Here is a 21,731-nt window from a genome sequence, read left to right as displayed (position 1 = left end):
TCGCGGAGAGCCGGAGCCGTCAGGCGGCGGTCGCGGACAGCCTGCGGCCCGACAGGTACCGCCCCGTGATCCGGATGCAGTGGTCGCGGCTGCCGCCCGCCCACACCCGCAGCGGCAGCGCGTCGAGCCTGGCCAGCTCCGCCGGGTCGGTGACCGTGCGGGACTCGCCCAGCACGGTCACCGTCCACCCGGCGTGCGTCACCGGATCGAACGCGCCGGCCTCGAACGCGACGACAGCCCGGCGCATCGCGATCGCCAGCTTCGATCCCCGGCCGGTGCGCAGCACCACATCGGTCCCGTCCATCACGAAGTTGACGGGCTGGATCGCCGGCAGCGCCCGGTCGGTGAAGGCGACCCGGCCGACCGGCACCGTGGCCAGCAGCGCCAGGCACTCGGCCTCCGCCAGGATCTCCGCACCGCGTCCCGCTCCCGTCATGGCCCCCATCCTCGTGCGCGCGAGGCGCGCAAGTCAGGGGCGAAGGTCCCGGACGCGGCGGCCCGAAAGGATCTCCGGCACGATCCGGATGTACTCCTCGCCGGGGCCTTCCGCCCACGAGCGCAGGCCCAGCCCGCGCAGCGCGGCGATCGCGGCGGGGGAGTCCTCGCGCCGGGCCCGCCCGACCACCACGACCGACCATCCCGTCCTGGACGGCTCGTCGTAGTCGTCGATCTCGAACGCCACGACGGCGTCCTGGGCCGCGGCGGCGACCTTCGACCCGGACGGCACCCGGATCACCACGTCGTCGCCGTCGAGGGCGTAGGAGACGGGCTGGATCCGCGGCAGCGCCTGGTGGGTGAAGACGATCCGGCCGATCGGGACGCTCTTCAGCAGGACACGGCAGTCGGCCTCGTCGATGTTCTCCAGGGCGCCCCGGTCAGCGTTCTGCATGCCCGCATCCTCGCGAGGATCCGGCCCCGAGCCCAGGGACGAAGGTCCCGCCCGCACCGGCTCAGCGCTCGCGCGGCTCGTGCCCGGCGTCGGCCTTGAGGCGGGCCGCGAACGCGGCGGCCTGGGTGCGGCGGCGCATGTCGAGCTTGGCGAACAGGTTCGAGACGTAGTTCTTGACGGTCTTCTCGGCGAGGAACATCCGCTCGCCGATCTGCCGGTTCGTCAGTCCCTCGCCGATCAGTTCGAGGATCTGCCGCTCCTGCGCCGACAGCGCGGCCAGCGGGTCCTTGCGGGTCTCGCGCTCGCGCAGCCGCTGCAGCATCTGCCCGGTGGAGCGCGGGTCGAGGAGCGACTGGCCGGAGGCGACGGTGCGGACGGCGCCGATGAGGTCCGACCCGTGGATCTGCTTGAGCACGTACCCGGACGCGCCCGCCATGACCGCGTCGAACAGGGCGTCCTCGTCGGAGAACGACGTGAGCATCAGGCAGTTGATCTCCGGGTGCCCGGCCCGGATGTCCCGGCACACCGAGACGCCGTCGCCGTCGGGCAGGCGGACGTCGAGCACGGCGACGTGCGGGGCGGCGGCGGGGATGCGGGCGAGGGCCTGCGCGGCGGAGGCGGCCTCGCCGACGACCTGGATGTCGCCCTCGGCCTCCAGCAGGGCCGCGACGCCCTTGCGGACGACCTCGTGGTCGTCCAGCAGGAAGACGCGGATCGGCTGATCCCGGTCGGTGCTCATCTGGATCCTCCCGGAGCGGGGCTGCGGTGCCCTACGAAAGTATCCGGGCGTTCGGTCCCGGCCAAGTCGCGAACGGCGGCTTCACCGGGGACGAAGGTCCCATCATGCGCGGACGGCGGTGCACGTTCCGAGATGAGACCTGTTGGTACCCCGCTTCCGGTGGACGCCGTGACTCCGGCAGGATAGGCAGTTGACCGAAGGAAGACCGGCGGGAGGAGCGCGGTGGGAACGGAACCCAGGCCCGGATCGGAACGGGCCCGGCTGATCCTGCCCCAGTTGCAGCTGGACGACCTGCTGACCGAGCTCCAGGCCCGGCTGGAGACCGTCCGCTCCACCCGGGACCGGGTCCACTCGCTGCTGGAGGCCGTCGTCTCCATCGGCAGCGACCTCGACCTGGAGACGGCGCTGGGCCGGATCACCGAGGCCGCCGCCACCCTCGTGGACGCCCGGTACGGCGCCCTCGGCGTGATCAGCGGCGACGGCGAGCACCTCGTCCAGTTCGTCACGACCGGCGTCGACGAGTCGGAGATCACCGCGATCGGGCACTGGCCGCACGGGCACGGCATCCTCGGGCTGCTGATCAAGGAGCCGGTGCCGCTGCGGATGCACGACATCGCCGCCCACCCCGAGTCCGTCGGCTTCCCGGCGAACCACCCGCCCATGCACCGGTTCCTCGGCGTGCCCATCCGGGTCCGCGACGAGGTGTTCGGCAACCTCTACCTGACCGAGAAGAACGGCGGCGGCGACTTCGACGAGGAGGACGAGGTCGTCGTCTCGGCGCTGGCGACCGCGGCCGGCGTCGCGATCGAGAACGCCCGCCTCTACGAGGAGACCCGCCGCCGCGAGCGCTGGCAGCAGGCCCTGACCGAGATCTCCACGGCGCTGCTGTCGGGCACGGCCCCCGAGGAGGTCGTCGGGCTCGTCGCGAACCGGGCGCGGGAGATCTGCGAGGCCGATCTCGCGATCGTCGCCACCGCCGACGAGGTGGCCGGGGAGTTCGTCGTGGACGCCGCCGCCGGCCTGGGCTCGGAACTGGTCGCCGACCTGCGGATGCCCTTCGACGAGGCCTTCGGCGCCGTCGTCTACGACACCGGCGAGTCCCGCTTCCTCAACGACGCCCGCCCGGCCGCGGACCGCGCCAGGATCTCCCCGGAGGTACCGATCGGCACGGCCCTGCAGGTGCCGCTGGGCAGCGGCGGCTCGGCCCGCGGCGTCCTGTCGGTGATCAACGCGCCGGGCGGCCAGCAGTTCGGCGAGCTGACCCAGCGGCTGCTGGAGGCGTTCGCCGCGCAGGCCGCGATCGCGCTGGAGCTCGCGGCCCGCCGCCGCGACCTGGAGCGGCTGTCCCTGCTGGAGGACCGCGACAGGATCGCCAAGGATCTGCACGACACCGTCATCCAGCGCCTGTTCGCCACGGCCATGACGCTGATGAGCGCCGTCAAGCTCGCCGACAAGCCCGACGTGCAGCGCCGCATCCAGCGCTCCGTCGACGACCTCGACGAGACCATCCGGCAGATCCGGTCGACGATCTTCGCGCTCCAGGTCGAACCCGACGCCGAGAGCCTGCGCAGCCGCGTCCACACCATCGTCGACAACGCCGCGGTGCTGCTCGGCTTCGCGCCCTCGATCCGGCTCGACGGCCTCCTCGACACCGCGGTGGAGCCCGAGGTCGGCGAGCAGCTCCTCGCGGTCGTCACCGAGGCCCTGTCGAACGTGGTGCGGCACTCGGGCGCCCGCCGCGTCGACGTCGTCCTCGACGTCCGCGACGACCTCATCCTGCGCGTCGAGGACGACGGATCGGGCATCCCCGAAGGGGGACGGCGCAGCGGGCTGAGGAACATGGCGGAGCGGGCCGCGGCGCTCGGCGGGACCATGGAGGCCAGGACGCGCGACAGCGGCGGGACCGTCCTGTTCTGGCGGGTCCCCCTGCGCTGAGGCCCACGGGCGCCCCTGGAGACGGCAAGGGCCCGGCCAAGGACGGCCGCGCAGCCCCCGCCCGGCCTTGCCGGGCCGCCTCCGCGCGGCGCACGATCGGAGTATGAGCGAACAGCCGACCGGCCTTCCGCCAGCCGGGTCCGTCGTCGTGGCGACGGACGGATCGCCGGCGTCGGGTGCGGCCGTGCGCTGGGCCGCCGACGAGGCGGTGCTGTCCGGCCGCCCCCTGCGGATCGTGCACGTGCAGCCGTCGGCGACGATCGGGCTGCCGGACATCCCCCCGCCGGAGCCCGACGAGCGCCGCTCGGTGGAGGCCCGCCGCATCCTGGAGGAGGCGGCGGCGCAGGTCGGGGCGCGCAGCGGCCTGGACGTCACCACCGACAACGTCTTCGGCGAGGTGCCGCGGGTGCTCCGCGAGCTGGCGAACCCGCGCGACCTGCTCGTGCTCGGCCGGCGCGGCCGAGGCAGGTTCACCGAGCTGCTGCTCGGCTCGACCAGTCTCAAGGTCGCCGGGACGGCCAAGGGCCCGGTCGTGGTCGTCCGCGGCGACGGGCACGGGCCGCGCGGCGAGATCGTCGCGGCGATCGCCTTCGACATCGACCAGACCGCCGCGCTGGAGTTCGCGTTCGCAGCGGCCCGCGAGCGCGGCGCGGTCCTGCGGGCCGTCCACGCCTGGGACGCCGCCGAGGTCTTCACCCCCTACGCCGAGTCGGCGCCCGTGGTCGTCGACCCGGCGGCCACCCTCACGGAGCTGATGGAGCCGTGGCGGGCGGCCAACCCCGACGTCAAGGTCGCCGAGGAGATCGTCGGCGACCATCCGGCGGCGGCCCTCACGAAGGCCTCGGAGCGCGCCGACCTCCTCGTCCTCGGCACCCACCACCGCGGCGCCCTGGGCCACTTCGTCTTCGGCTCCGTGGGCCACGCCGTCCTCCACCACGCCCACTGCCCGGTGGCGATCATCCCGTGAAGGCGCCGAGCCTCTCGGCGAGGCGCTGACGCATGAGCTCGACCGCGCCGTGCGGGTTGGTCGCCTGGGCGTGGGCGCGGATGCGGCGGCCGCGCAGGCGGACGCTGACGCGGGCGCGGGCCGGGCGGGGCAGGGAGCGGTCGGGCAGGACGGCGAGGCGGATCGTGGCGTCCAGGACGGGCTCGTCGAGCGCGTCGAGGAGTTCGGCGACCCGCGCCTCGGCGTGCGCGGCCATCGCGGCGGTGATGCGGTTCCCGGGATGGACGGTGACGGGGCCCATGGTCCTCCTTCGCTCGGACGGCTCTCAGCCTTCCGGGCGACGGCGCGCCGTTCCAGGGGCGTAAGCCGCGAGAAAAGGGGGACCTAAGCCCTTCCGACCCGCAGCCCTCGCGATCCGCGCGCACCGCGGGTGAAGTGCGGAAACGCAAAAGCGGCACAGGGAGGATACGGGGGCAACCCTCCCTGTGCCGCACATCGGTGTTCCGACGGGGGCCCGGAACACCGGCAAGGGACGCCCCGACGGGGGACCGGAGCGTCGAGTACAAATCGTACACCGAAACCCCCCCGGTTGAGTCAAGAGATTGTCACGGAGACATTTCTTCGTCATACCCGGAATCTGCGTCATCTCCTGACTCGAGCATCCGGCGCGTGCTCACTCCGTCCTCCAGAGTGACGGCCTTCTCGGGGGTTCTGCCGCCGTTGGCCAAGATGACGCTGACGTAAGGCAGAATGATCGCCCCTACGAGGAGCAGTGCCCCGATCACCCAGTGGACCTGGTGCCAGAGCAGGACCGCCAGCACGAAGCACACCGTGCGGACGCCCATGGAGATCAAATAGCGCTTCTCACGGCCCGCCACGTCCTCCGACAGGGGACGGGGGGCTTCGGTGACGGTGTAGACCGGTGCCTTCCGGCGCGAGTGAAGCCTCACCCCTCCACGTTATGCCCGGCGCATACGAGATGCCATTCGCGGTGGCGTTTCGGTGCGGAGGGTGCGCAAGGCGCCATCGGGGAAAGGCTCTGGGATAGCCGAAAAATGGGGGGAATCGTCATGTCGGACCGTACCTACCGCGTCACGGAGATCGTCGGAACGTCTGCGGACGGCGTCGAGTCGGCCATCCGCAACGGAGTCCGCCGCGCCTCGTCCACCCTGCGCCACCTGGACTGGTTCGAGGTCGTGAACGTCCGTGGGCACCTGGAGGAAGGCGAGATCGCGCACTTCCAGGTGACCATGAAGGTCGGCTTCCGCCTGGAGGACCCCGACGGCGAGGCCTGACGGCCGGTCCCGGCCGCCCGAGAGGCGGGGGCCGGGACGCGGACCGTTCAGGAGGCCTTGCTGACCGTCGACATGTTGTAGTCGGCGACGCGCAGCGGCGGCATCGAGGCGCGGGTGAAGTAGTCCGACCACTCGCGCGGGAGGGTCGGGACGGCCGCGCCGGTCTCGGTGACCCGGGACAGCAGGCCGAGCGGGCTCTCGTTGAACCTGAAGTTGTTGACCTCGCCGACCACCTCGCCGCCCTCGACGAGGTAGACGCCGTCGCGGGTGAGGCCGGTGAGCAGCAGGTTCTGCGGGTCGACCTCGCGGATGTACCACAGGCAGGTGAGGAGCAGCCCGCGCTCGGTCCGCGCGATCATGTCCTCCAGGGACGCGCCGCCGGGCGCGCCCTCCATGAGGAGGTTGTCGATCTCCGGGGTGGCGGGCGCGCCGGTGAGGCCCGCCGAGTACCGGGTCGACAGCAGCGAGGAGACCTTCCCGTCCCTGATCCAGTCGGTGGCGCCGAGCGGCAGGCCGTTGTCGAACACCGACGAGTTCGAGCCGGACGCCAGGGCCAACGCGAACGGGGTGCACTCAAGGCCGGGCGCCGAAGGGTCGCTGTAGAGGCGGAGCGGGAGCTTGGACAGCTCAGTCCCGACGGGGTGGGAGCTGAACACGGTGCGGCCGTCGTGGGCGTCGCGGGCCCCGGCCGTCCAGTACAGGTAGATCATCAGGTCGGAGACGGCGCTCGGCGGGAGCAGCGTCTCGTAGCGGCCGGCGGGAAGGTCGATCCGGCGCTCGCCCCAGGCGAGGCGGCGGCCGAGCTCGGTGCCGAGGCCGGGGACGTCGAGGTCGGCGAAGTCGCGGGTGCCCGCGCCGACCCAGGCCGAGCTGCCCGCGTTCTTGGCGTTGAGCTCCAGCTTGCCCGTCGGTTGGTCGTGCCGAGCCCGCAGGCCCGCCGACGAGCCGACGAACACCGAGGACATCTCGTGGTGGGCGAACCCGTAGAGCCGGTTGCCGACCTCCTCGGCTCGGGCGAACTGCTCGCCGAGCGCGGGAGCAAAGGCGGAGAAGACGGAGATGTCGGTGATGACCGGCTCGGCGTCCCAGTCGCCGTAGGCGCCCGACAGCAGCGGCCCCGCGTCCTCGGCCGGCTCGCCCGCCCGCGCGATCTCCTCGGCGTCCTTGACGATCTGGGCGACGTCGTCAGGTCCGGCGCCCGCCCGGGACACCACCCCGACGGCCCCGTCCTGGATCGCGATGACGGTCAGCCGGCGGGAGCGGCCGACCCCGTTCGTCGTCAGGGTGTTGCCCGCCCAGCGCAGGTTCGCGTCGCTGGACTCCTCTGCGACGACGACGCAGTCGGTGGTGGTGGACAGGGCAAGGGCCCGCTCCACGGCTTCCTGGGGCCTCACTTGCCCGCCTCCTTCAGCGCGTTGAGGATGTTGACACCGCGGAACAGCGCCGAGGGGCAGCCGTGGCTGACCGGGGCGACCTGCCCCGGCTGGCCCTTGCCGCAGTTGAACGCCCCGCCCAGGACGTACGTCTGCTCCCCGCCGACGGCCTCCATCGAGTTCCAGAAGTCGGTGGTCGTCGCCTGGTAGGCCACGTCGCGCACCTGCCCGGCCAGCCTCCCGTTCTTGATCTTGAAGAACCGCTGCCCGGTGAACTGGAAGTTGTACCGCTGCATGTCGATCGACCACGACTTGTCGCCGATGATGTAGATCCCGTTCTCGACGCGGGAGATCAGCTCGTCCGTCGAGGGCGCGTCCGCGGAGGGGTCGGCGGCCAGCGACACGTTCGCCATCCGCTGGATCGGGGTGCTGCCGGGCGAGTCGGCGAACGCGCAGCCGTTGCTGCGCTCCTGGCCGGTCAGGCGGGCGATCCGCCGGTCGGTCTGGTAGCCGGTGAACACGCCGCCGGTCACGATGTCCCAGCGCTGGGTCGCCACGCCCTCGTCGTCGTAGCCGATGGTGGCCAGGCCGTGCTCCGCCGTCCGGTCGCCGGTGATGTTGAGGACGGGCGAGCCGTACCGGAGGTCGCCGAGCAGATCGGGCGTCGCGAAGGACGTCCCGGCGTAGGCGGCCTCGTAGCCCAGCGCGCGGTCGAGTTCGGTCGCGTGGCCGATCGACTCGTGGATCGTCAGCCACAGGTTCGACGGGTCCACGACCACGTCATAGGCGCCGGCCTCGACGGTCGGGGCGGCGAGCTTCTCGGCGAGCAGATCCGGGATGCGGGCCAGCTCCGAGGGGAAGTCCCAGCCCGTGCCCGTCAGGTACTCGTAGCCGCGGCCGACGGGCGGGGCGATCGTCCGCATCGTGTCGAACGCCCCGTCGACGATCTTGACGGCGGTGAGCTGCGGATGCACCCGCACCCGCTGCTGGGTGGTGACGGTGCCGTCGAGGGACGCGAAGAACTTGTTCTCCTTCACCTGGAGCAGGGAGGCGTCCACATGGTCCACGCCCGCCGTCAGCAGCCCCCGCGACCAGCCCGACAGCAGCTCGGCCTTCTCCGACGTCGGGACGGTGAACGGATCGACCTCGTAGGCCGACACCCACATCCGCTCCCCGTGCGCCGGCTCGGCGGCCAGCTCGACCGGCTCCCGGTTGATCGCCCGCGCGACCTCCGCGACCGCGACGGCCTGCTCGGCGACCGCCACGGCGGCCTCCGCGGTGAGGTCGATGCCCGAGGCGAACCCCCACGTCCCGTCCTTGACGACCCGGACCGACAGCCCGATGTCGTCGGCGTCCAACGCCGTCTCAAGGACGGCGTCCTTCAGCCGGAGCGTCTGGCTCCGAATGCGTTCCAGCCGAAAATCGGCATGCGTGGCCCCGAGCTCCCTGGCCCGGGACAGCGCGGCGTCCGCCAGGCGCCGCAACGGAATGGCGGTAAAAGCCGGATCGATTTCATGCACCACCCGAACTTATCGATCTCCCCGGCGGGCGGCACCCGATCCCGGCGCGCTCCCGCCATGTCCCGGCGCGCACCGGGGACGGAGCGGGGACCGGGGTCCCGGCCGGGACGCGCCGCGGCGGGGACCCGGACCCCTGTCCCTTCGACCGCGACCTGCCTAGCGTGAGCGGCGCCCGGAGAACGACGATGTGGAGGTGCGATGACCCAGAAGGCGCGTGCGATGTTCCTGGCCCTCGTGTCGGTCGCGACGCTGTTCGCGGCCGGACCCGCGGCGGCCGATCGGCTGCCCTCCCTCAACGATCACGAGCTCAACAACCGGCTGAGCTGGTACTGCCTCGACGGCGGGACGGGCTCCGGTGTCGTCAAAGCCGCGCCCTGCGACCAGTCCCCCGGCCAGGTCTGGTCGATGGGCTGCGTGCCGACGAGCGAAGGAAGCTGCGGGTCGTTCGGGATCAGCACCCGGCCGGGGCTGTGCCTGACCTCCGCCAGTCCGGTGCCCGGCTCCCATGTGGAGGTGGCCCCTTGCGTGTTCCCGCTTCCGATCTCGCAGCGCTGGACCGCGTGGTCGGTCGTGAACGGCTCCATGGGGCAGATCAACACGAGGGGAGGATGCCTGACGGCTTGGGACGAGGAGGTCACCCTTCAGCCGTGCAACTCAGGGTGGTCGACGCAGGACTGGATCGGGCGGCCCACCTGGTGACGCGGGTGTCCCGCCTTGCCCGTTGGGCGGGCGGGACAAACGCGGAGGCCGGATCTTGTCGGCCTCCGCACCTGGCAGGGCCGGTGCGGGCCGGTAACTTGGGCCGGGCATGTGACGCTCGCTACCCAACTGGAGGTTACGCGCATGACGCGCTCAGTCCTGGTCACCGGCGGCAACCGCGGCATCGGGCTCGCGATCGCCCGGGAACTGCAGGCCGCGGGCGACGCGGTGGCCGTCACCTACCGGTCGGGCCAGCCCCCGGAGGGCCTGTTCGGCGTCAAGTGCGACGTGACGAGCATGGAGGACGTCGACGCGGCCTTCGGCAAGATCGAGGCCGAGCAGGGCCCCGTCGAGGTCGTCGTCGCCAACGCGGGCGTCACCAAGGACACCCTCCTGGCCCTCATGAGCGAGGACGCGTTCACGTCGGTCATCGACACGAACCTCACCGGCTCCTTCCGCGTCGCCAAGCGCGCGGTCAAGGGCATGATGAAGATGCGCAAGGGCCGCATCATCTTCATCTCCTCCGTCGTCGGCCTCGCCGGGTCCGGCGGCCAGGTCAACTACGCGGCCTCCAAGTCCGGCATGGTCGGCATGGCCCGCTCGATGGCCCGCGAACTCGGCTCCCGCAACATCACCGCGAACGTGGTGGCGCCCGGCTTCGTGAACACCGACATGACGGCGGAACTCCCCGAGAAGCTGCAAGAGACGATCAAGAACAACATCCCGCTGAAGCGGCAGGCCGAGCCCGAGGAGATCGCCGCGGTCGTGCGGTTCCTCGCCAGCGACGCGGCCTCCTACATCACCGGGGCCGTCATCCCGGTGGACGGCGGACTGGGAATGGGGCACTGAGCATGGGCATCCTCGAAGGCAAGAACATCCTGGTGACGGGCGTCCTCACCGACTCCTCCATCGGCTTCCACGTCGCGAAGATCGCGCAGGAGGAGGGGGCCAACGTCATCCTGACGGCGTTCCCCCGCCCGACCCTGACCGCGCGCATCGCCAAGAAGCTTCCGTCCGGTCCGGACAACCCGCCGCCGGTCATCGAACTCGACGTCACCAACGACGAGCACCTCGACACGCTCGTCGCGACCGTCCAGGGCCACGGCTGGGACCGCATCGACGGCGTCGTCCACTCGATCGGCTTCGCGCCCCAGGACGCGCTCGGCGGCAACTTCCTCAACACCAAGTGGGAGGACGTCGCCACCGCCGTCCAGATCTCCACGTTCTCGCTGAAGTCGCTGACGATGGCGTGCCTTCCGCTGATGAAGGGCGGCGGCTCCGTCGTCGGCCTCACCTTCGACGCCCAGGCCGCCTGGCCCGTCTACGACTGGATGGGCGTCGCCAAGGCCGGCCTGGAGTCCGCCAACCGCTACCTGGCCCGCTACCTCGGCAAGGACGGCATCCGCTTCAATCTCGTCGCGGCGGGCCCGATCAAGACGATGGCCGCGAAGTCGATCCCCGGCTTCGAGGGCATCACCGACGGCTGGTCCAAGTCCGCCCCCTTGGGCTGGGACATCGCGGACGTCACCCCCACCGCCAAGGCCACCGTCGCCCTCCTGTCCGACTGGTTCCCCGCCACCACCGCCGAGATCATCCACGTAGACGGCGGCGTCCACGCCATGGGCGGCCAGTTCGACTAGCCCCACCCGCGAGAGCACCCCAACCGCTCCGCACCCCGCACCCACCCAGGAAAGGCCCGGCCACCCGCCGGGCCTTTCGCTTGTGCCCAGGAGCCCAGGAGCCCAGGAGACGAGGAGGGCGGGAGACGAGGAGGGCGGGAGACGAGGAGGGCGGGAGACGAGGAGGGCGGGAGACGAGGAGGGCGGGAGACGAGGAGGGCGGGGGCGTCCGCGCGGGCCGGGCACACCGGGCGCCGGTTGACTCTGACACCGTGTGAGGCGGTCGACTCGGAGGCATCATGTTCGCCATTGGAGATTTCGCCCGGCTTGGACGGGTTTCGGTGCGGATGCTGCGGCATTACGACGCGGTGGGGCTGCTGCGGCCCGCGCGCGTCGACGCGGCCAGCGGCTACCGGTACTACACCGCCGCGCAGCTCTCCCGGCTCAACCGCGTCATCGCGCTCAAGGACCTCGGGTTCACGCTCCAGCAGGTCCGGGAGATCGTCGACGACAAGGTGACCGGGGAGGAGCTGCGGGCGATGCTCCGGCTGCGGCGCGCCGAGGTCGAGGCGGCGCTGACCGCCGAGGCCGCGCGGCTCACCCGGGTCGAGGCGAGACTCCGCTCCATCGAAAGCGAGGGCCGCATGCCCATCGAAGACGTCGTGCTCAAGAGCCTGCCGAGCATCCGGATCGCGGAGCTGACCGCGGTCGCGCCCGGCTTCGACGCCGTCAGCCCGGTCATCCAGCCGCTGTACGCCGAACTGTTCCAGCGTCTGGCGGCGGCCGGGATCGCGCCGACCGGGCCGGGCGTCTCCTACTATGAGGACGCCCCCGGGGGCGGCGTCCTCATCCACGCCGGAGTCCAGGTCGCCGTGCCCCCGCGCGACGACGACGGGCTGCGCGTCCTCGACCTGCCGCCCGTCCCGGAGGCCGCCACCGTCATCCACCGCGGCTCCATGGACACCGTGCTCCCCACCATCCAGTCCCTGGGCCGCTGGATCGACGCCCACGGCTACCGCTCCACCGCCTACCCGCGCGAGATCACCCTCCATCACTGCGAGAACCCCGCCGACTGGGTCACCGAACTCCAGGAACCCATCGCCCGCCCCTGACCGCCCGCGCAGGCCACGCGCCCGTCCCGGCCCGAGGAACGGGAGGGCGACGGCCACGGACGCCAGAAGCCCGGACGCCTCCGCGTTCGGGCGGGTCGGCCCCGGGCGCTCCGACGCCCGGGGCCGGGAGGGGTCAGCGGGGGCGGCGGAGGCGTCGGCCGAGGATGCTGAACTGGGCCATGAGGGCCGCGGTGGCGGCTGCGGAGGCGGCGGCGGTCCACAGGGCCCGGGAGGGGTCGCCGGCGGGGGTGATGGCCGAGATGGGGGCGACGAGGTGGGTCTCGGGGAGGGCCAGGGCGGTGGGCGCCTCGGCGACCCGGGGTTCGGGGAGGGTGTCGGTGGGGGTCTCGGGGAGGGGCTGGGTGCTGCCCTGGGGGGCGGCGGGGGCGCGGTAGGTGGCGGCGGGGCCGGGGGCCGACGGGGCCGCGGGGGTGGACTTGGGCTTCTTGGGCTTCGGCTTGGGCTTCGTCTCGTCGGGCGCCGAGTGCGCTCCGAGGGCGGGTTCGTCCTCCTCGGCGTCCTTCGGGTCCTTGCCCTGGGCCTTGTCGATCTCGTTCTTGATGGTCTCGACGTTGTTGTTCCACTGGCAGGTGATGTTGGCGATGGTCGTCTCGGGGTCGACGCCCTTCTTGCACTCCTCCTCGGCGGCCGCGGCGGGCACGGCCGTGAGGATGAGCAGGGCGCCGGTCGACACCAGGACGCTCGCCGTACCGAGACGGCGGAGGGGACGACGTCCGGGGTGCATGCTCCTCCTCAGGAACCAGGTCCTCGGTGATACGGGGCGGGAGTTAACCGATCTGTCGGACTTATTACAACGGATCGATGGCGCCCAAGTCACGTATGCGCAACCAAGGAAACGAATCTGGTTCTAACTGAGGAGCCCGATCAACCGCGTGCGGCGCGCCCGCGGCGTCCGGTCGGCGGCGGCGCGGGTGAGCGCGGGGCCCGCCGCCGTCACCAGCGACAGGTGGGCGCGCGCCCGGGTCAGCGCGGTGAGCAGCAGCGGCCCCGAGAGATCGGCCTGCGTCGGGAACACCGCGATGACGGCGGGCCAGCGGGTGCCCGCGGCCTGCTGGACAGGGATCGCCCAGCCGTGCCTGAGCCGGGCCGCCTGCGCGAGCGGCACCCGCACCGTCCCGTCGGGGAACTCCACGGCGAGCCCGTCCGGTCCCGCCTCGACGACGGTGCCGGTCTCGCCCGCGGGGGCCTCGGCGAACGGGAGGGCGACCAGCACCCGGTCGCCGGCGTCGAATCCGCCGAACGCGCCGGGTCCCGGGTTCACCACGGCCTTCAGCGCGGCGTTGAACGCGGCGGTTCCGGCGAGCCCGGGCGTGAGGACCTGCACGTCGCCGGCGGGGATGCCGAGCGCGCGCGGGATCGAGTCGGTGAGGAGCTGCCCGGCGCGGTGGGCGGCCTCGCGCCCGTCGGCGACGGGCACGACGACGACCTCGCGGCCCGGCGCGTTCACGACCGGAAGGGTTCCGCCGCGCACGCCTTCGGCGAGTTCGGTGAGCGGCCCGTCCGCGGGCGGCACGGAGGTCACCGGGACGGCTTCGGAGACGACGAGGTCGGCCAGCACCCTCCCCGGGCGCAGGGACGCGAGCCCGTCGGGATCCCCGCACAGGACGAGGTGGACCCCGTCCGGGCAGGCTTCGACGAGCGCTGCCGCGAGTTCCACGTCGAGGGCCTCCGCGCCCGCCACGACGACCACGGCGGCCTCCAGGGGCCACTGCTCGCCGCGCGCGTACCCGATGCCGGTGTAGGACTCCCGGGCCTCCAGGAGCCGGTGCAGGCTCACCGCGCCGGGGAACTCGGCGGCGGCCGTCGCGGTGACGGCGGCGACGGCCAGCGGCAGCCCGGTCGCCGCGAGCTCCGCGAGCATCCCGCCGATGGGCCCGGTGACGAGGCTGACGCCGTGGAACAGCGCCTGCACGGCGGCCTCGCCCTTCGGCGTCTCCCCGTCCTCGGGGACCTCGAGCGGGGGCGCGGTCGCGGCGAGCCGCTGGACGCCCTCGGCGACGGTCTCCTCGGCCAGCCCGTACCGGGCGAGCGCCAGCCATTCCTCGGGGTCGGGCAGCTCCTCGGCGTCGTCGGGGACGTCCGGCTCCTCCAGGAACAGCATGACCCGCGCCTCGTCCAGCGCCGCGTTCACCGCCGCCACCGGGTCGGCGACGCGCAGCTCCCGGAGCTGCCGCACGACGGCCTCGCCGGGCAGCGCGGTGTCGCCGCGCCTCGCCGCCTCGGCGAGGAAGTGCGCGACCAGCGCGCGGCCTCGCCGCAGGTCCTGCGGGTCGGCGTCCGGCAGCACGCCGCGGGCGAACCCGTCGGCCTGCTCCGGGCTCACCCCGGGCAGCCGCAGCAGCTCCCAGGGGTCGCCGCGCAGCAGCGCCGCGGAGTCGGCGCCGAGGTGGGCGGCGGCACGCGGCGCAAGCGCCTCGGGCACGCCCAGCGAAAGGAGGTCGGAAAGGGAGGAATCAGAGGACATCGGAGACATCGTCCAGTGCGTCGCGGATCTCATCGGGCAGGGTCAGCTCCTCGGCGGCGAGCGCCGCCTTGAGCTGGTGGGTGGTGCGGGCGCCGACCAGCGGCGCGGCGACGCCCGGCTGGTCGCGGACCCAGGCCAGCGCCACCGCGAGCGCGGTGGTGCCGAGGCCCTCGGCGGCCGTGGCGACCGACTCGACGATCCGGGCGCTCTGCTCGCCGAGATACGGTGCCACGAAGTGCTCCAGGCGGTCGCGCGCCGCGCGGGAGTCCACCGGGATCGAGTTGCGGTACTTGCCGGTGAGCACGCCGCGGCCGAGCGGCGACCAGGCGAGCACCGAGCAGCCGGCCGACAGCGCCGCGGGCAGCACCTCCCGCTCGGGGTCGCGCTGCAGCAGCGAGTACTCCACCTGGTTCGACACGATCGGGCAGCGGCCCGGCCAGGCCCGCTGCCAGGTCGCCGCCGTCGCGAGCTGCCAGCCGCCGTAGTTGGAGACGCCGACGTACCTCGTGCGGCCCGAGGAGACCGCCTCGTCGAGCGCCGCGAGGGTCTCCTCGTACGGGGTCGCCGGATCGTAGGAGTGCACCTGCCACAGGTCGACGTGGTCGACGCCGAGGCGGTCGAGGGACCGGTCGAGCGCGCCGAGCAGGTGCCGCCGCGAGGAGTCGTAGCCGTGCGGGGTCAGCCCTGCCTTGGTGGCCAGGACGAGTTCGTCGCGGTCCACCACGGTGCCGAGCAGGCTGCCGAGGATCTGCTCGCCCAGTCCTTCGCAGTAGACGTCGGCGGTGTCGACGAGGGTGCCGCCGGCCGCCACGAACGCGGTGAGCTGGCGCGCGGCCTCGGCGGGGTCGGTGCCCTCGCCCCAGGTCATGGTGCCCAGACCGAGCCGGGACACCATGAGCCCGCTGCGGCCGAGCTGACGATGCTCCATGGTCCTAAAGCTATAGGGTCCGGTGGGCCGGAGGCGGACAGGTGCGAAGCTCGGGACGCGCGTCCGTTCTCGTCCGGTCTCTGTCGGTATCGCCCGTCACAGGCTACTGTTCGGCTGTGGTCGATCACACGGGCGATCCGGGATTCGCCGCCTCGCTGCGCACCCCGACGGTGCTGGGGAACCTCCGCAGAGCCTTCCTCCTGCTCAGCGCGATGCCCGTCGTGGTGCTGGCGCTGTCCCCCTTCATCGTCCGGATGGAGACGCACACCCTCGACACGCCCCCGCTGTGGTCGGCCGCCGCCGTTCCGCTGGTGGCGCTCGCCGTGCTGTGGCTCACGCCGCGCCTGCCGCTGCCGCTCCCGCAGAGCTCCACCGACGTCATCGTCGCGGGCGCGGGCGCCGGCAAGGCCGAACCGGCCGAGCAGCGGGCGGCGCGGCGGGTCTCGGAGGCGTTCCGCGGCGCCCTGTTCCTGCGGTTCGCGCTCACCGAGAGCGTGGTGCTGTGCGGGCTGCCGCTGTCGATGGCCTCGGACTCGTTCCTGCCGATGGTGCTGGCCTTCGTCCTCGGGTATCCGCTGGTGCTGGCGTTCGCGCTGCCGACGCACCGCACGATCGAGCGGATCGGCCGCAGGCTCGGCCCGGAGGCCGACGGACGCCTCTGGCCCGCGCTCCTGGCCCCCTACGAGCCCCGGCTGAGCGTCGAATGAGCGGCGCGTACGTGGTGAGCGGGGCCGCGTCCGGAATCGGCGCGGCGACCGCGGAGCGCCTGCGCGGCCTCGGCCACGAGGTCGTCACCGTGGACCTGCGCGACGCCGACGTCGTCGCCGACCTCTCGACCGCCGAAGGGCGCGAGGCCGCCGTCGCGGGCGTCCGCGCGCGCGTCGCGGCGGTGCGCGGCCTGGTGCCGTGCGCGGGCGTCGCGGGGCTGACGGGAGTGGACCCGGCGCTGGTCGTGTCGGTGAACTACTTCGGCGCGCTCGCGCTCGTCGAGGGGCTGCGGCCCGAACTCCAAGCGGCGGGCGGGGCGGCCGTGGTGCTGCTGTCGTCGAACTCGGTCACCTGCCAGCCCGGCTGGCCCGCCGAGATCGCCGACTCCTGCCTGGCGGGCGACGAGGACGCCGCACGGGCCCTCGTGGCCGGAGGCGAAGCGGTGCAGGTCTATCCGGCGACGAAGGCGGCCCTGGCGTACTGGCTGCGCCGGGAGGCGGTCACCGCGCGCTGGGCCGGCGCGGGAATCCGGCTGAACGCGGTCGCGCCCGGCCTCATCGCGACCGCCATGACGGAGGCGCTGCGCCGCGACCCCGTCCTCGGCGTGTTCGCCGACGCCTACCCGACCGCCCTGGACCGCCCCGGACGCCCCGAGGAGATCGCCGCCCTCATCGCGTTCCTGCTGTCCGACGACGCCTCGCTGCTCGTCGGCTCCGTGGTCTTCGCCGACGGCGGCACCGACGCGATCGTGAACCCGCGCAGGCCGTCCCCGATGTGATGCGCCGGCGATCCAGCGGGCTGCCGATGCGGTGCGCTAGAGCCAGCCGCCGCGCTTGAACCTGCGGTACAGCAGGAAGCACGCGCCGGCCATCACCGCGAGGGACAGCGGATAGCCGAACGACCATTTCAGCTCGGGCATGTGGTCGAAGTTCATGCCGTAGATGCCCGCGATCATCGTCGGCAGGGCGAGGATGGCGGCCCACGCGGAGATCTTGCGGACGTCCTCGTTCTGCTGGCGGCCGAGCAGCGCCAGATGGGCGGTGAGGACGCTGGTGATCAGCTCGTTGTGCGAGTCGACCTGCTGGTCGACCCGCAGCAGGTGGTCCTGGACGTTGCGGAACTTGTCGGAGAGCTCCGCGCACAGGCGGACCCGGCCCTTGGCCAGCTCCGACATGACGGGCAGGAGCGGGTCCTCGGCGGTCCGGAACTCCAGCGTCTCGCGCTTGACGGTGTAGATGTCCTCGGTGTGGTCGCCGCCGCGTTTGGTGAAGACCCGCCGTTCCAGGTCCATGATGTCGGCTTCGAGCTCGTGCGTGACGACGTCGTAGGTGTCGACGACCTCGTCGAGGACCGTGTACAGGACCGCTCCCGGGCCCTCGGCGAGGAGCTTGCGGTCGTCCTCCAGCCGCGCTCGGGCCGCCTTCAGGGGGTTCGCGGCGCCGTGCCGGGCGGTGATCACGAAGTCGGGGCCGATGAACAGCATGATCTCCCCGAGCGTCACCGACGTCGGACGCTCGTAGGAGACCGTCTTGACGACCACGAAGGACGAGTCGCCGTACTGCTCGATCTTGGGGCGCTGGTGGCCCTTCGTGGCGTCCTCGATGGCCAGGGGGTGCAGCCGCAGCTCCCGCGCGACCTCGTCGAACTCCTCCGGCGCCGGCTCGTGCAGCCCGATCCACAGGAAGGCCCCCGGATCGTCGCGCACCGACGCGATGGCCTCGGCCACCCCGCCGCCCACGTTCTCGCGGAACCCGTCCCGGTATATCGCGCAATCGACGATCACGCCGTTAAGTATCAGGCACATCCGGACCTGTGCCCAGGGTCTCGGGTATGAAGGTCGACGCATCCTCACCCGCGGGACAGGTCGCGGCTCTATCGTGATCGGTCCGCGAGGCGGCGCCCGGGGGCGCGGCTAAGGTGACAGGGTGCCGACTGTTCTTCTCATCCGTCATGGTTTGACCGCGCAGACGGGGCCCGTCCTCACCGGCTGGACCCCCGGCGTCTCCCTGGACGCGCGCGGGCGCGCGCAGGCCGAGCGCACCGCGGCCCGGATCGCCCCGCTCCCGCTCGACGCGGTCGTGTCCTCGCCGCTCCAGCGGTGCGAGGAGACCGCGCGCGAGGTCCTGAAGGGCCGCACCCTCGGGCTGGAGACCGACGAGCGGTTCGGCGAGGTCAGATACGGCGAGTGGACCGGCCGCGAACTCGCCGACCTCGCCAAGGAACCCCTGTGGAAGGTCGTGCAGTCCCATCCGAGCGCGGTGACCTTCCCCGGCGGCGAGTCCCTGGCCGCCGCCCAGCTCCGGGCCGTCCAGGCGATCCGGGAGTGGAACGAGCGCCTCGGCCCCGACGCCGTCTACGCCGTCTGCTCCCACGGCGACATCATCAAGGCCGTCGCCGCCGACGCCCTCGGTCTGCACCTCGACCAGTTCCAGCGGATCCAGGTCGACCCCGCGTCCGTCACGGTGATCCGCTACACCGAGCTGCGCCCGTTCCTGGTGCGCCTCAACGACTCCGGGGGAGGGGTGGAGGGCCTGGTCCCGCCCAACCCGGGGAGCGGTGACGCACCTGTCGGCGGCGGCGCGTAGGGTCTGAATCATGCCGGTCATCTCCTACGACATGCCGGACCGGTTCGTCGCCGGTACCATCGGCCAGCCCGGTCAGCGGGCGTTCTACCTCCAGGCCCGCGAAGGGGCCCGGGTGACCAGCGTCAGCCTGGAGAAATTCCAGGTCGGGCTGCTCGCCGAGCGCCTGGAAGAGCTGCTGGACGAGGTCCTGCGGCTGTCCCACGGCAGCGCGCACGTCCCCGCGATCACCCCCGAGGGCCTGCGCGACGACAAGCCGCTGGACCTCCCCGTCGAGGAGGAGTTCAAGGTCGGCTCCCTGTCGCTCGCCTGGGACCCCGAGACCGAGCGGATCATCGTCGAGGCGGCCGAGGAGGCCGACGCCGAGGCGGGCGAGGCCGACCCGTCCGGCGGCACCCTGCGGGTGTCGATCACCGCGGCGCACGCCCGCGCCTTCGCCGAGCGGGCCCTGAAGCTCGTCGCCGCGGGCCGTCCCCCGTGCCCGCTGTGCGGCCTCCCGCTCGACGCCACAGGCCACGTCTGCCCCCGGCAGAACGGACATCTAAGGACGATATGACGCGGTCTCTTGCGGAGGACGCCGAAGCCGCGGAACGGTTGCTCACCAGCGGCGCCATGACCGTGGAGGGGCGGATAGTCCAGGCCTCCAACGCGACGCTGCGCTGCGACATCGAGCTCGACGGCGTGCAGGCCAAGTGCGTGTACAAGCCGATCGCGGGGGAGCGGCCCCTGTGGGACTTCCCCGACGGCACCCTCGCCGGACGGGAGGTCGCCTCCTACCTCGTCTCCCAGGCGATGGGCATGCGGATCGTCCCGCCGACCGTCCACCGGGACGGCCCCTACGGGCCCGGCATGGTCCAGCTGTGGATCGAGCCGGACCCGGAGACCGATCTCGTGGCCCTCTCGCGCGCCAACGACCCGGCGGTCCGCCGGGTCGCGGTGTTCGACGCGGTCATCAACAACGCCGACCGCAAGATCGGCCACCTCCTGCCGGTGACGGGCGGGCACGTCTACGGCTGCGACCACGGCGTCACCTTCTCCACCGACTACAAGCTGCGGACGGTCCTGTGGCAGTGGCGCGGCAAGCCGCTCAAGCCGCTCGCCCTCCAGGCGCTGGCCAAGATCCGCGCCGAGCTCGACGGCACCCTCGCCGAGCGGCTCACCGGGCACCTCACCCCCGCCGAGGTGGAGGCCACCCGGCATCGTGTAGACCTCATGCTGAAGCACCGGGTCCACCCCTACCCCCCGGAGGACTGGCCCGCCGTCCCCTGGCCCCCGATGTGAGGTTCCCGCCATGTGCACGTGCCTGCTGAGCTTCGACCCCGCCTCCCCCGTCCCCGTCCTGGCCGTCGGCGTCCGCGACGAGTACACCGACCGGGCCTGGGACCCGCCCGCCGCCCACTGGCCCGACCGGCCCGGCCTGATCGGCGGCCGCGACCGCCAGGCGGGCGGCACCTGGCTCGCGGTGAACCCGGCCGCGCACCGCCTGGGCGTCGTGCTGAACGGCTGCGGCGTGGATGCCCCCGCCGAGGGCCGCCTCTCCCGGGGCGACCTCCCCCTGCGCGCCGCCGAGCACGGGGACCTCGGCACCCTGGACCTCGCCCGCTTCGACCCCTTCCACCTGGTCTGCGCCGAACCGGACAAGATCCGTCTGTGGACCTGGACCGGCCTCGACCTCACCGACCGCTGGCTCGACCCCGGCACCCATCTGGTCGTCAACACCGGCCTCGACGCCACCTGCCCGGGCCCGTCCCAGATCCCCGAGGCGGCCCTCGACGGCATCCGGGCCCGCCTGGCCCACTTCCGCCCCCTCCTGGCGTCCGCCCCCCGCCCCGACCCCGCCGGCGACGGCCCCACCGCCTCGGCTTGGGGCCCCTGGCTCCCCATCGCCGAAGGCGACGCCCTGTCCACCTCCGACCCCCGCGCCCTCCTGCACCGCCACACCACCGACGAGGGCCGCGTCTTCGGCACCACCTCGGTCTCCCTGGTCGCCCTCTCCCACGAGGGCCTGCGCTACGACTTCACGGCGACCCCCGGTGACCCGACGGCCTGGACCCGCGTCCTGCCCGCCTGACCTCCGGCTCCGTTCGCACGGGTGGCGGCGCGGGCCGCGGCCGAAACGGCCGGGCGGATTCGGATCAGGAGGTGATGGTGGGGACCGCGCTCGTGACGGAGAAGCTGCCGCTCAGCGTGGCGGGGGTGCCGATGGACAGGCCGCTGAGCGTGCAGAGGGCGCTGGCGCTCTTGATCGCCATGTTGCTGGAGCCGGTGGCGGTGATGGTGCCGGTGGTGGCGGTCCTGGTGTAGGTGCCGCCGATGATGCCGGTGCCCGAGTTGGCGCCGCCGGGGCCGTCGACCTGGATGGTGCACAGGCCGCCGAGGGCGGTGCCCTTGACGGAGAGCCCGCGGATCTCGCCGGGCGTGACGGTCGTGGGGCTGCCGGTGGTGACGCCGGTGACGAAGAGCTGCGCCGTGCCGTTCTGCGTCAGGTTGAAGGTCATCTGCGGCGTCACGTTGGTGGTGGCGCAGCCGCTCGCGGTGATGCCCAGGTTCCTGATCACCGGGTCCTCGGGCGGCGGCGGGGGACCCCAGCTGCCGACGGCGCCGGGCGCCGAACCCGTGGCGTTGGCGAGGGTGCAGGCGGCGCTGACGGGGCCGGCCGTGAAGACGAGGTTGGAGGAGCCGGCGGTGACCGTGGAGGGGCCGCTGTACGTCCAGCTTCCGGCGAAGGCGGGGCTGCCGGTGGCGAGCACCAGGGCGCCCGCGCCGGCGGCGGATGCGGCGAGCTTGCGGAGCATGGGGGGAGGCCCTTCTTCGGGGTGGTAGCGATTGCTGAGCGTCCTCAAGCCGAAGGCGCCGGTCGGTACGAACGGCGCCTTCGACGTGATCCCTGGGCTCGTCGGA

General features: G+C 72.8%; 25 protein-coding genes. 13 read left to right on the top strand and 12 right to left on the bottom strand.

What is annotated here, in order from left to right; genetic code table 11:
* Nucleotides 1–19: 19 nt before the first annotated feature.
* From ACYVOM_RS21445 to ACYVOM_RS21435, 3 genes are all read right to left on the bottom strand, one after another.
* Entirely contained in the window at nucleotides 20–436 is a 417-nt protein-coding gene (locus ACYVOM_RS21445) for a pyridoxamine 5'-phosphate oxidase family protein (protein ID WP_460305219.1), read from the bottom strand.
* Between the two features lie 33 nt (nucleotides 437–469).
* Nucleotides 470–889, bottom strand: a complete 420-nt coding sequence (locus tag ACYVOM_RS21440) for a pyridoxamine 5'-phosphate oxidase family protein (RefSeq protein WP_460305218.1) — start codon at nucleotides 887–889, stop codon at nucleotides 470–472.
* Nucleotides 890–950: 61 nt separating this feature from the next.
* Complete coding sequence (locus tag ACYVOM_RS21435) at nucleotides 951–1,628, bottom strand: response regulator (protein ID WP_460305217.1); 678 nt, start codon at nucleotides 1,626–1,628, stop codon at nucleotides 951–953.
* 222 nt (nucleotides 1,629–1,850) lie between these two features.
* Between ACYVOM_RS21435 and ACYVOM_RS21430 the strand changes: the two genes are divergently transcribed.
* On the top strand, nucleotides 1,851–3,563 hold the full coding sequence (locus ACYVOM_RS21430; RefSeq protein WP_460305216.1) for a GAF domain-containing sensor histidine kinase: 1,713 nt from the start codon (nucleotides 1,851–1,853) through the stop codon (nucleotides 3,561–3,563).
* 103 nt (nucleotides 3,564–3,666) lie between these two features.
* A complete protein-coding gene (locus tag ACYVOM_RS21425; RefSeq protein WP_460305215.1) occupies nucleotides 3,667–4,530 on the top strand; it encodes a universal stress protein in 864 nt (287 codons plus the stop codon).
* Here ACYVOM_RS21425 and ACYVOM_RS21420 read toward each other — a convergent pair.
* Nucleotides 4,520–4,810, bottom strand: coding sequence for a hypothetical protein (locus tag ACYVOM_RS21420; RefSeq protein ID WP_460305214.1), 291 nt, complete (start codon nucleotides 4,808–4,810; stop codon nucleotides 4,520–4,522). The two genes, ACYVOM_RS21425 and ACYVOM_RS21420, sit on opposite strands and share 11 nt — an antisense overlap.
* A 304-nt stretch (nucleotides 4,811–5,114) precedes the next feature.
* Nucleotides 5,115–5,459 (bottom strand): DUF3099 domain-containing protein, encoded by a 345-nt coding sequence (locus tag ACYVOM_RS21415; RefSeq protein WP_460305213.1) that lies wholly within the window; start codon nucleotides 5,457–5,459, stop codon nucleotides 5,115–5,117.
* A 120-nt stretch (nucleotides 5,460–5,579) separates the two neighbouring features.
* Between ACYVOM_RS21415 and ACYVOM_RS21410 the strand changes: the two genes are divergently transcribed.
* Complete coding sequence (locus ACYVOM_RS21410; protein WP_460305212.1) at nucleotides 5,580–5,804, top strand: dodecin; 225 nt, start codon at nucleotides 5,580–5,582, stop codon at nucleotides 5,802–5,804.
* A gap of 47 nt (nucleotides 5,805–5,851) precedes the next feature.
* Here ACYVOM_RS21410 and ACYVOM_RS21405 read toward each other — a convergent pair whose 3' ends face one another.
* Together ACYVOM_RS21405 and ACYVOM_RS21400 are read right to left on the bottom strand one after the other, a co-directional pair.
* Nucleotides 5,852–7,198, bottom strand: coding sequence for a metallopeptidase TldD-related protein (locus ACYVOM_RS21405; protein ID WP_460305211.1), 1,347 nt, complete (start codon nucleotides 7,196–7,198; stop codon nucleotides 5,852–5,854).
* Nucleotides 7,195–8,697, bottom strand: a complete 1,503-nt coding sequence (locus ACYVOM_RS21400; RefSeq protein WP_460305210.1) for a TldD/PmbA family protein — start codon at nucleotides 8,695–8,697, stop codon at nucleotides 7,195–7,197. The genes ACYVOM_RS21405 and ACYVOM_RS21400 overlap by 4 nt, the downstream gene beginning before the upstream one ends.
* A 198-nt stretch (nucleotides 8,698–8,895) precedes the next feature.
* Between ACYVOM_RS21400 and ACYVOM_RS21395 the strand changes: the two genes are divergently transcribed.
* From ACYVOM_RS21395 to ACYVOM_RS21380, 4 genes are all read left to right on the top strand, one after another.
* A complete protein-coding gene (locus ACYVOM_RS21395; protein WP_460305209.1) occupies nucleotides 8,896–9,396 on the top strand; it encodes a ricin-type beta-trefoil lectin domain protein in 501 nt (166 codons plus the stop codon).
* A 144-nt stretch (nucleotides 9,397–9,540) separates the two neighbouring features.
* Nucleotides 9,541–10,245, top strand: coding sequence for a beta-ketoacyl-ACP reductase (locus ACYVOM_RS21390; RefSeq protein WP_460305208.1), 705 nt, complete (start codon nucleotides 9,541–9,543; stop codon nucleotides 10,243–10,245).
* A gap of 2 nt (nucleotides 10,246–10,247) precedes the next feature.
* The gene (gene fabI, locus ACYVOM_RS21385; RefSeq protein ID WP_460305207.1) at nucleotides 10,248–11,036 is read left to right on the top strand and encodes an enoyl-ACP reductase FabI; all 789 of its coding nucleotides are present in this window, start codon (nucleotides 10,248–10,250) and stop codon (nucleotides 11,034–11,036) included.
* A gap of 278 nt (nucleotides 11,037–11,314) precedes the next feature.
* Nucleotides 11,315–12,127, top strand: a complete 813-nt coding sequence (locus ACYVOM_RS21380; protein ID WP_460305206.1) for a MerR family transcriptional regulator — start codon at nucleotides 11,315–11,317, stop codon at nucleotides 12,125–12,127.
* A 133-nt stretch (nucleotides 12,128–12,260) separates the two neighbouring features.
* On the opposite strand, the gene ACYVOM_RS21375 is transcribed toward ACYVOM_RS21380, so the two are convergent.
* The 3 genes from ACYVOM_RS21375 to ACYVOM_RS21365 all read right to left on the bottom strand — a co-directional run bounded on the left by ACYVOM_RS21375 (nucleotide 12,261) and on the right by ACYVOM_RS21365 (nucleotide 15,540).
* Nucleotides 12,261–12,872, bottom strand: a complete 612-nt coding sequence (locus ACYVOM_RS21375; protein ID WP_460305205.1) for a hypothetical protein — start codon at nucleotides 12,870–12,872, stop codon at nucleotides 12,261–12,263.
* Between the two features lie 123 nt (nucleotides 12,873–12,995).
* The gene (locus tag ACYVOM_RS21370) at nucleotides 12,996–14,612 is read right to left on the bottom strand and encodes a helix-hairpin-helix domain-containing protein (RefSeq protein ID WP_460305204.1); all 1,617 of its coding nucleotides are present in this window, start codon (nucleotides 14,610–14,612) and stop codon (nucleotides 12,996–12,998) included.
* Nucleotides 14,602–15,540 carry an aldo/keto reductase gene (locus ACYVOM_RS21365; protein WP_460305203.1) on the bottom strand — a complete coding sequence of 313 codons (939 nt, stop codon included), beginning with the start codon at nucleotides 15,538–15,540 and terminating at the stop codon, nucleotides 14,602–14,604. Before ACYVOM_RS21365 ends, ACYVOM_RS21370 begins: the two co-directional genes overlap by 11 nt.
* A gap of 116 nt (nucleotides 15,541–15,656) precedes the next feature.
* On the opposite strand from ACYVOM_RS21365, the gene ACYVOM_RS21360 reads away from it, so the two are divergent.
* Both ACYVOM_RS21360 and ACYVOM_RS21355 read left to right on the top strand, forming a co-directional pair.
* A complete protein-coding gene (locus tag ACYVOM_RS21360) occupies nucleotides 15,657–16,247 on the top strand; it encodes a hypothetical protein (RefSeq protein WP_460305202.1) in 591 nt (196 codons plus the stop codon).
* On the top strand, nucleotides 16,244–17,026 hold the full coding sequence (locus tag ACYVOM_RS21355) for an SDR family oxidoreductase (RefSeq protein WP_460305201.1): 783 nt from the start codon (nucleotides 16,244–16,246) through the stop codon (nucleotides 17,024–17,026). Before ACYVOM_RS21360 ends, ACYVOM_RS21355 begins: the two co-directional genes overlap by 4 nt.
* A 36-nt stretch (nucleotides 17,027–17,062) precedes the next feature.
* Here ACYVOM_RS21355 and ACYVOM_RS21350 read toward each other — a convergent pair whose 3' ends face one another.
* On the bottom strand, nucleotides 17,063–18,031 hold the full coding sequence (locus ACYVOM_RS21350; protein ID WP_460305200.1) for a magnesium and cobalt transport protein CorA: 969 nt from the start codon (nucleotides 18,029–18,031) through the stop codon (nucleotides 17,063–17,065).
* A 142-nt stretch (nucleotides 18,032–18,173) separates the two neighbouring features.
* Between ACYVOM_RS21350 and ACYVOM_RS21345 the strand changes: the two genes are divergently transcribed.
* Genes ACYVOM_RS21345 through ACYVOM_RS21330 form a run of 4 tightly spaced genes read left to right on the top strand, consistent with a single transcriptional unit; the run spans nucleotide 18,174 to nucleotide 20,901 of the window.
* Nucleotides 18,174–18,833, top strand: coding sequence for a histidine phosphatase family protein (locus tag ACYVOM_RS21345; protein WP_460305199.1), 660 nt, complete (start codon nucleotides 18,174–18,176; stop codon nucleotides 18,831–18,833).
* A gap of 10 nt (nucleotides 18,834–18,843) precedes the next feature.
* Entirely contained in the window at nucleotides 18,844–19,386 is a 543-nt protein-coding gene (locus tag ACYVOM_RS21340; protein WP_460305198.1) for a DUF3090 domain-containing protein, read from the top strand.
* Nucleotides 19,383–20,111: an SCO1664 family protein gene (locus ACYVOM_RS21335; RefSeq protein WP_460305197.1), complete on the top strand. Its 729-nt coding sequence runs from the start codon at nucleotides 19,383–19,385 to the stop codon at nucleotides 20,109–20,111. The genes ACYVOM_RS21340 and ACYVOM_RS21335 overlap by 4 nt, the downstream gene beginning before the upstream one ends.
* Nucleotides 20,112–20,121: 10 nt before the next feature.
* On the top strand, nucleotides 20,122–20,901 hold the full coding sequence (locus ACYVOM_RS21330; protein ID WP_460305196.1) for an NRDE family protein: 780 nt from the start codon (nucleotides 20,122–20,124) through the stop codon (nucleotides 20,899–20,901).
* A 64-nt stretch (nucleotides 20,902–20,965) separates the two neighbouring features.
* Here ACYVOM_RS21330 and ACYVOM_RS21325 read toward each other — a convergent pair whose 3' ends face one another.
* Complete coding sequence (locus tag ACYVOM_RS21325; RefSeq protein ID WP_460305195.1) at nucleotides 20,966–21,625, bottom strand: hypothetical protein; 660 nt, start codon at nucleotides 21,623–21,625, stop codon at nucleotides 20,966–20,968.
* Between the last annotated feature and the right edge of the window lie 106 nt (nucleotides 21,626–21,731).

This window comes from Actinocorallia aurea (genome assembly GCF_054783995.1).
This window is presented reverse-complemented; position numbering and strand designations above follow the sequence as displayed.

Coding starts and splice junctions, on each gene's coding strand:
- ACYVOM_RS21380 (WP_460305206.1), top strand. CDS start 11,315: ATGTTCGCCATTGGAGATTTCGCCCGGCTTGGACGGGTTTCGGTGCGG.
- ACYVOM_RS21435 (WP_460305217.1), bottom strand. CDS start 1,628: ATGAGCACCGACCGGGATCAGCCGATCCGCGTCTTCCTGCTGGACGAC.
- ACYVOM_RS21335 (WP_460305197.1), top strand. CDS start 19,383: ATGACGCGGTCTCTTGCGGAGGACGCCGAAGCCGCGGAACGGTTGCTC.
- ACYVOM_RS21420 (WP_460305214.1), bottom strand. CDS start 4,810: ATGGGCCCCGTCACCGTCCATCCCGGGAACCGCATCACCGCCGCGATG.
- ACYVOM_RS21365 (WP_460305203.1), bottom strand. CDS start 15,540: ATGGAGCATCGTCAGCTCGGCCGCAGCGGGCTCATGGTGTCCCGGCTC.
- fabI (WP_460305207.1), top strand. CDS start 10,248: ATGGGCATCCTCGAAGGCAAGAACATCCTGGTGACGGGCGTCCTCACC.
- ACYVOM_RS21355 (WP_460305201.1), top strand. CDS start 16,244: ATGAGCGGCGCGTACGTGGTGAGCGGGGCCGCGTCCGGAATCGGCGCG.
- ACYVOM_RS21330 (WP_460305196.1), top strand. CDS start 20,122: ATGTGCACGTGCCTGCTGAGCTTCGACCCCGCCTCCCCCGTCCCCGTC.
- ACYVOM_RS21410 (WP_460305212.1), top strand. CDS start 5,580: ATGTCGGACCGTACCTACCGCGTCACGGAGATCGTCGGAACGTCTGCG.
- ACYVOM_RS21440 (WP_460305218.1), bottom strand. CDS start 889: ATGCAGAACGCTGACCGGGGCGCCCTGGAGAACATCGACGAGGCCGAC.
- ACYVOM_RS21395 (WP_460305209.1), top strand. CDS start 8,896: ATGACCCAGAAGGCGCGTGCGATGTTCCTGGCCCTCGTGTCGGTCGCG.
- ACYVOM_RS21340 (WP_460305198.1), top strand. CDS start 18,844: ATGCCGGTCATCTCCTACGACATGCCGGACCGGTTCGTCGCCGGTACC.
- ACYVOM_RS21375 (WP_460305205.1), bottom strand. CDS start 12,872: ATGCACCCCGGACGTCGTCCCCTCCGCCGTCTCGGTACGGCGAGCGTC.
- ACYVOM_RS21445 (WP_460305219.1), bottom strand. CDS start 436: ATGACGGGAGCGGGACGCGGTGCGGAGATCCTGGCGGAGGCCGAGTGC.
- ACYVOM_RS21325 (WP_460305195.1), bottom strand. CDS start 21,625: ATGCTCCGCAAGCTCGCCGCATCCGCCGCCGGCGCGGGCGCCCTGGTG.
- ACYVOM_RS21370 (WP_460305204.1), bottom strand. CDS start 14,612: ATGTCCTCTGATTCCTCCCTTTCCGACCTCCTTTCGCTGGGCGTGCCC.
- ACYVOM_RS21390 (WP_460305208.1), top strand. CDS start 9,541: ATGACGCGCTCAGTCCTGGTCACCGGCGGCAACCGCGGCATCGGGCTC.
- ACYVOM_RS21425 (WP_460305215.1), top strand. CDS start 3,667: ATGAGCGAACAGCCGACCGGCCTTCCGCCAGCCGGGTCCGTCGTCGTG.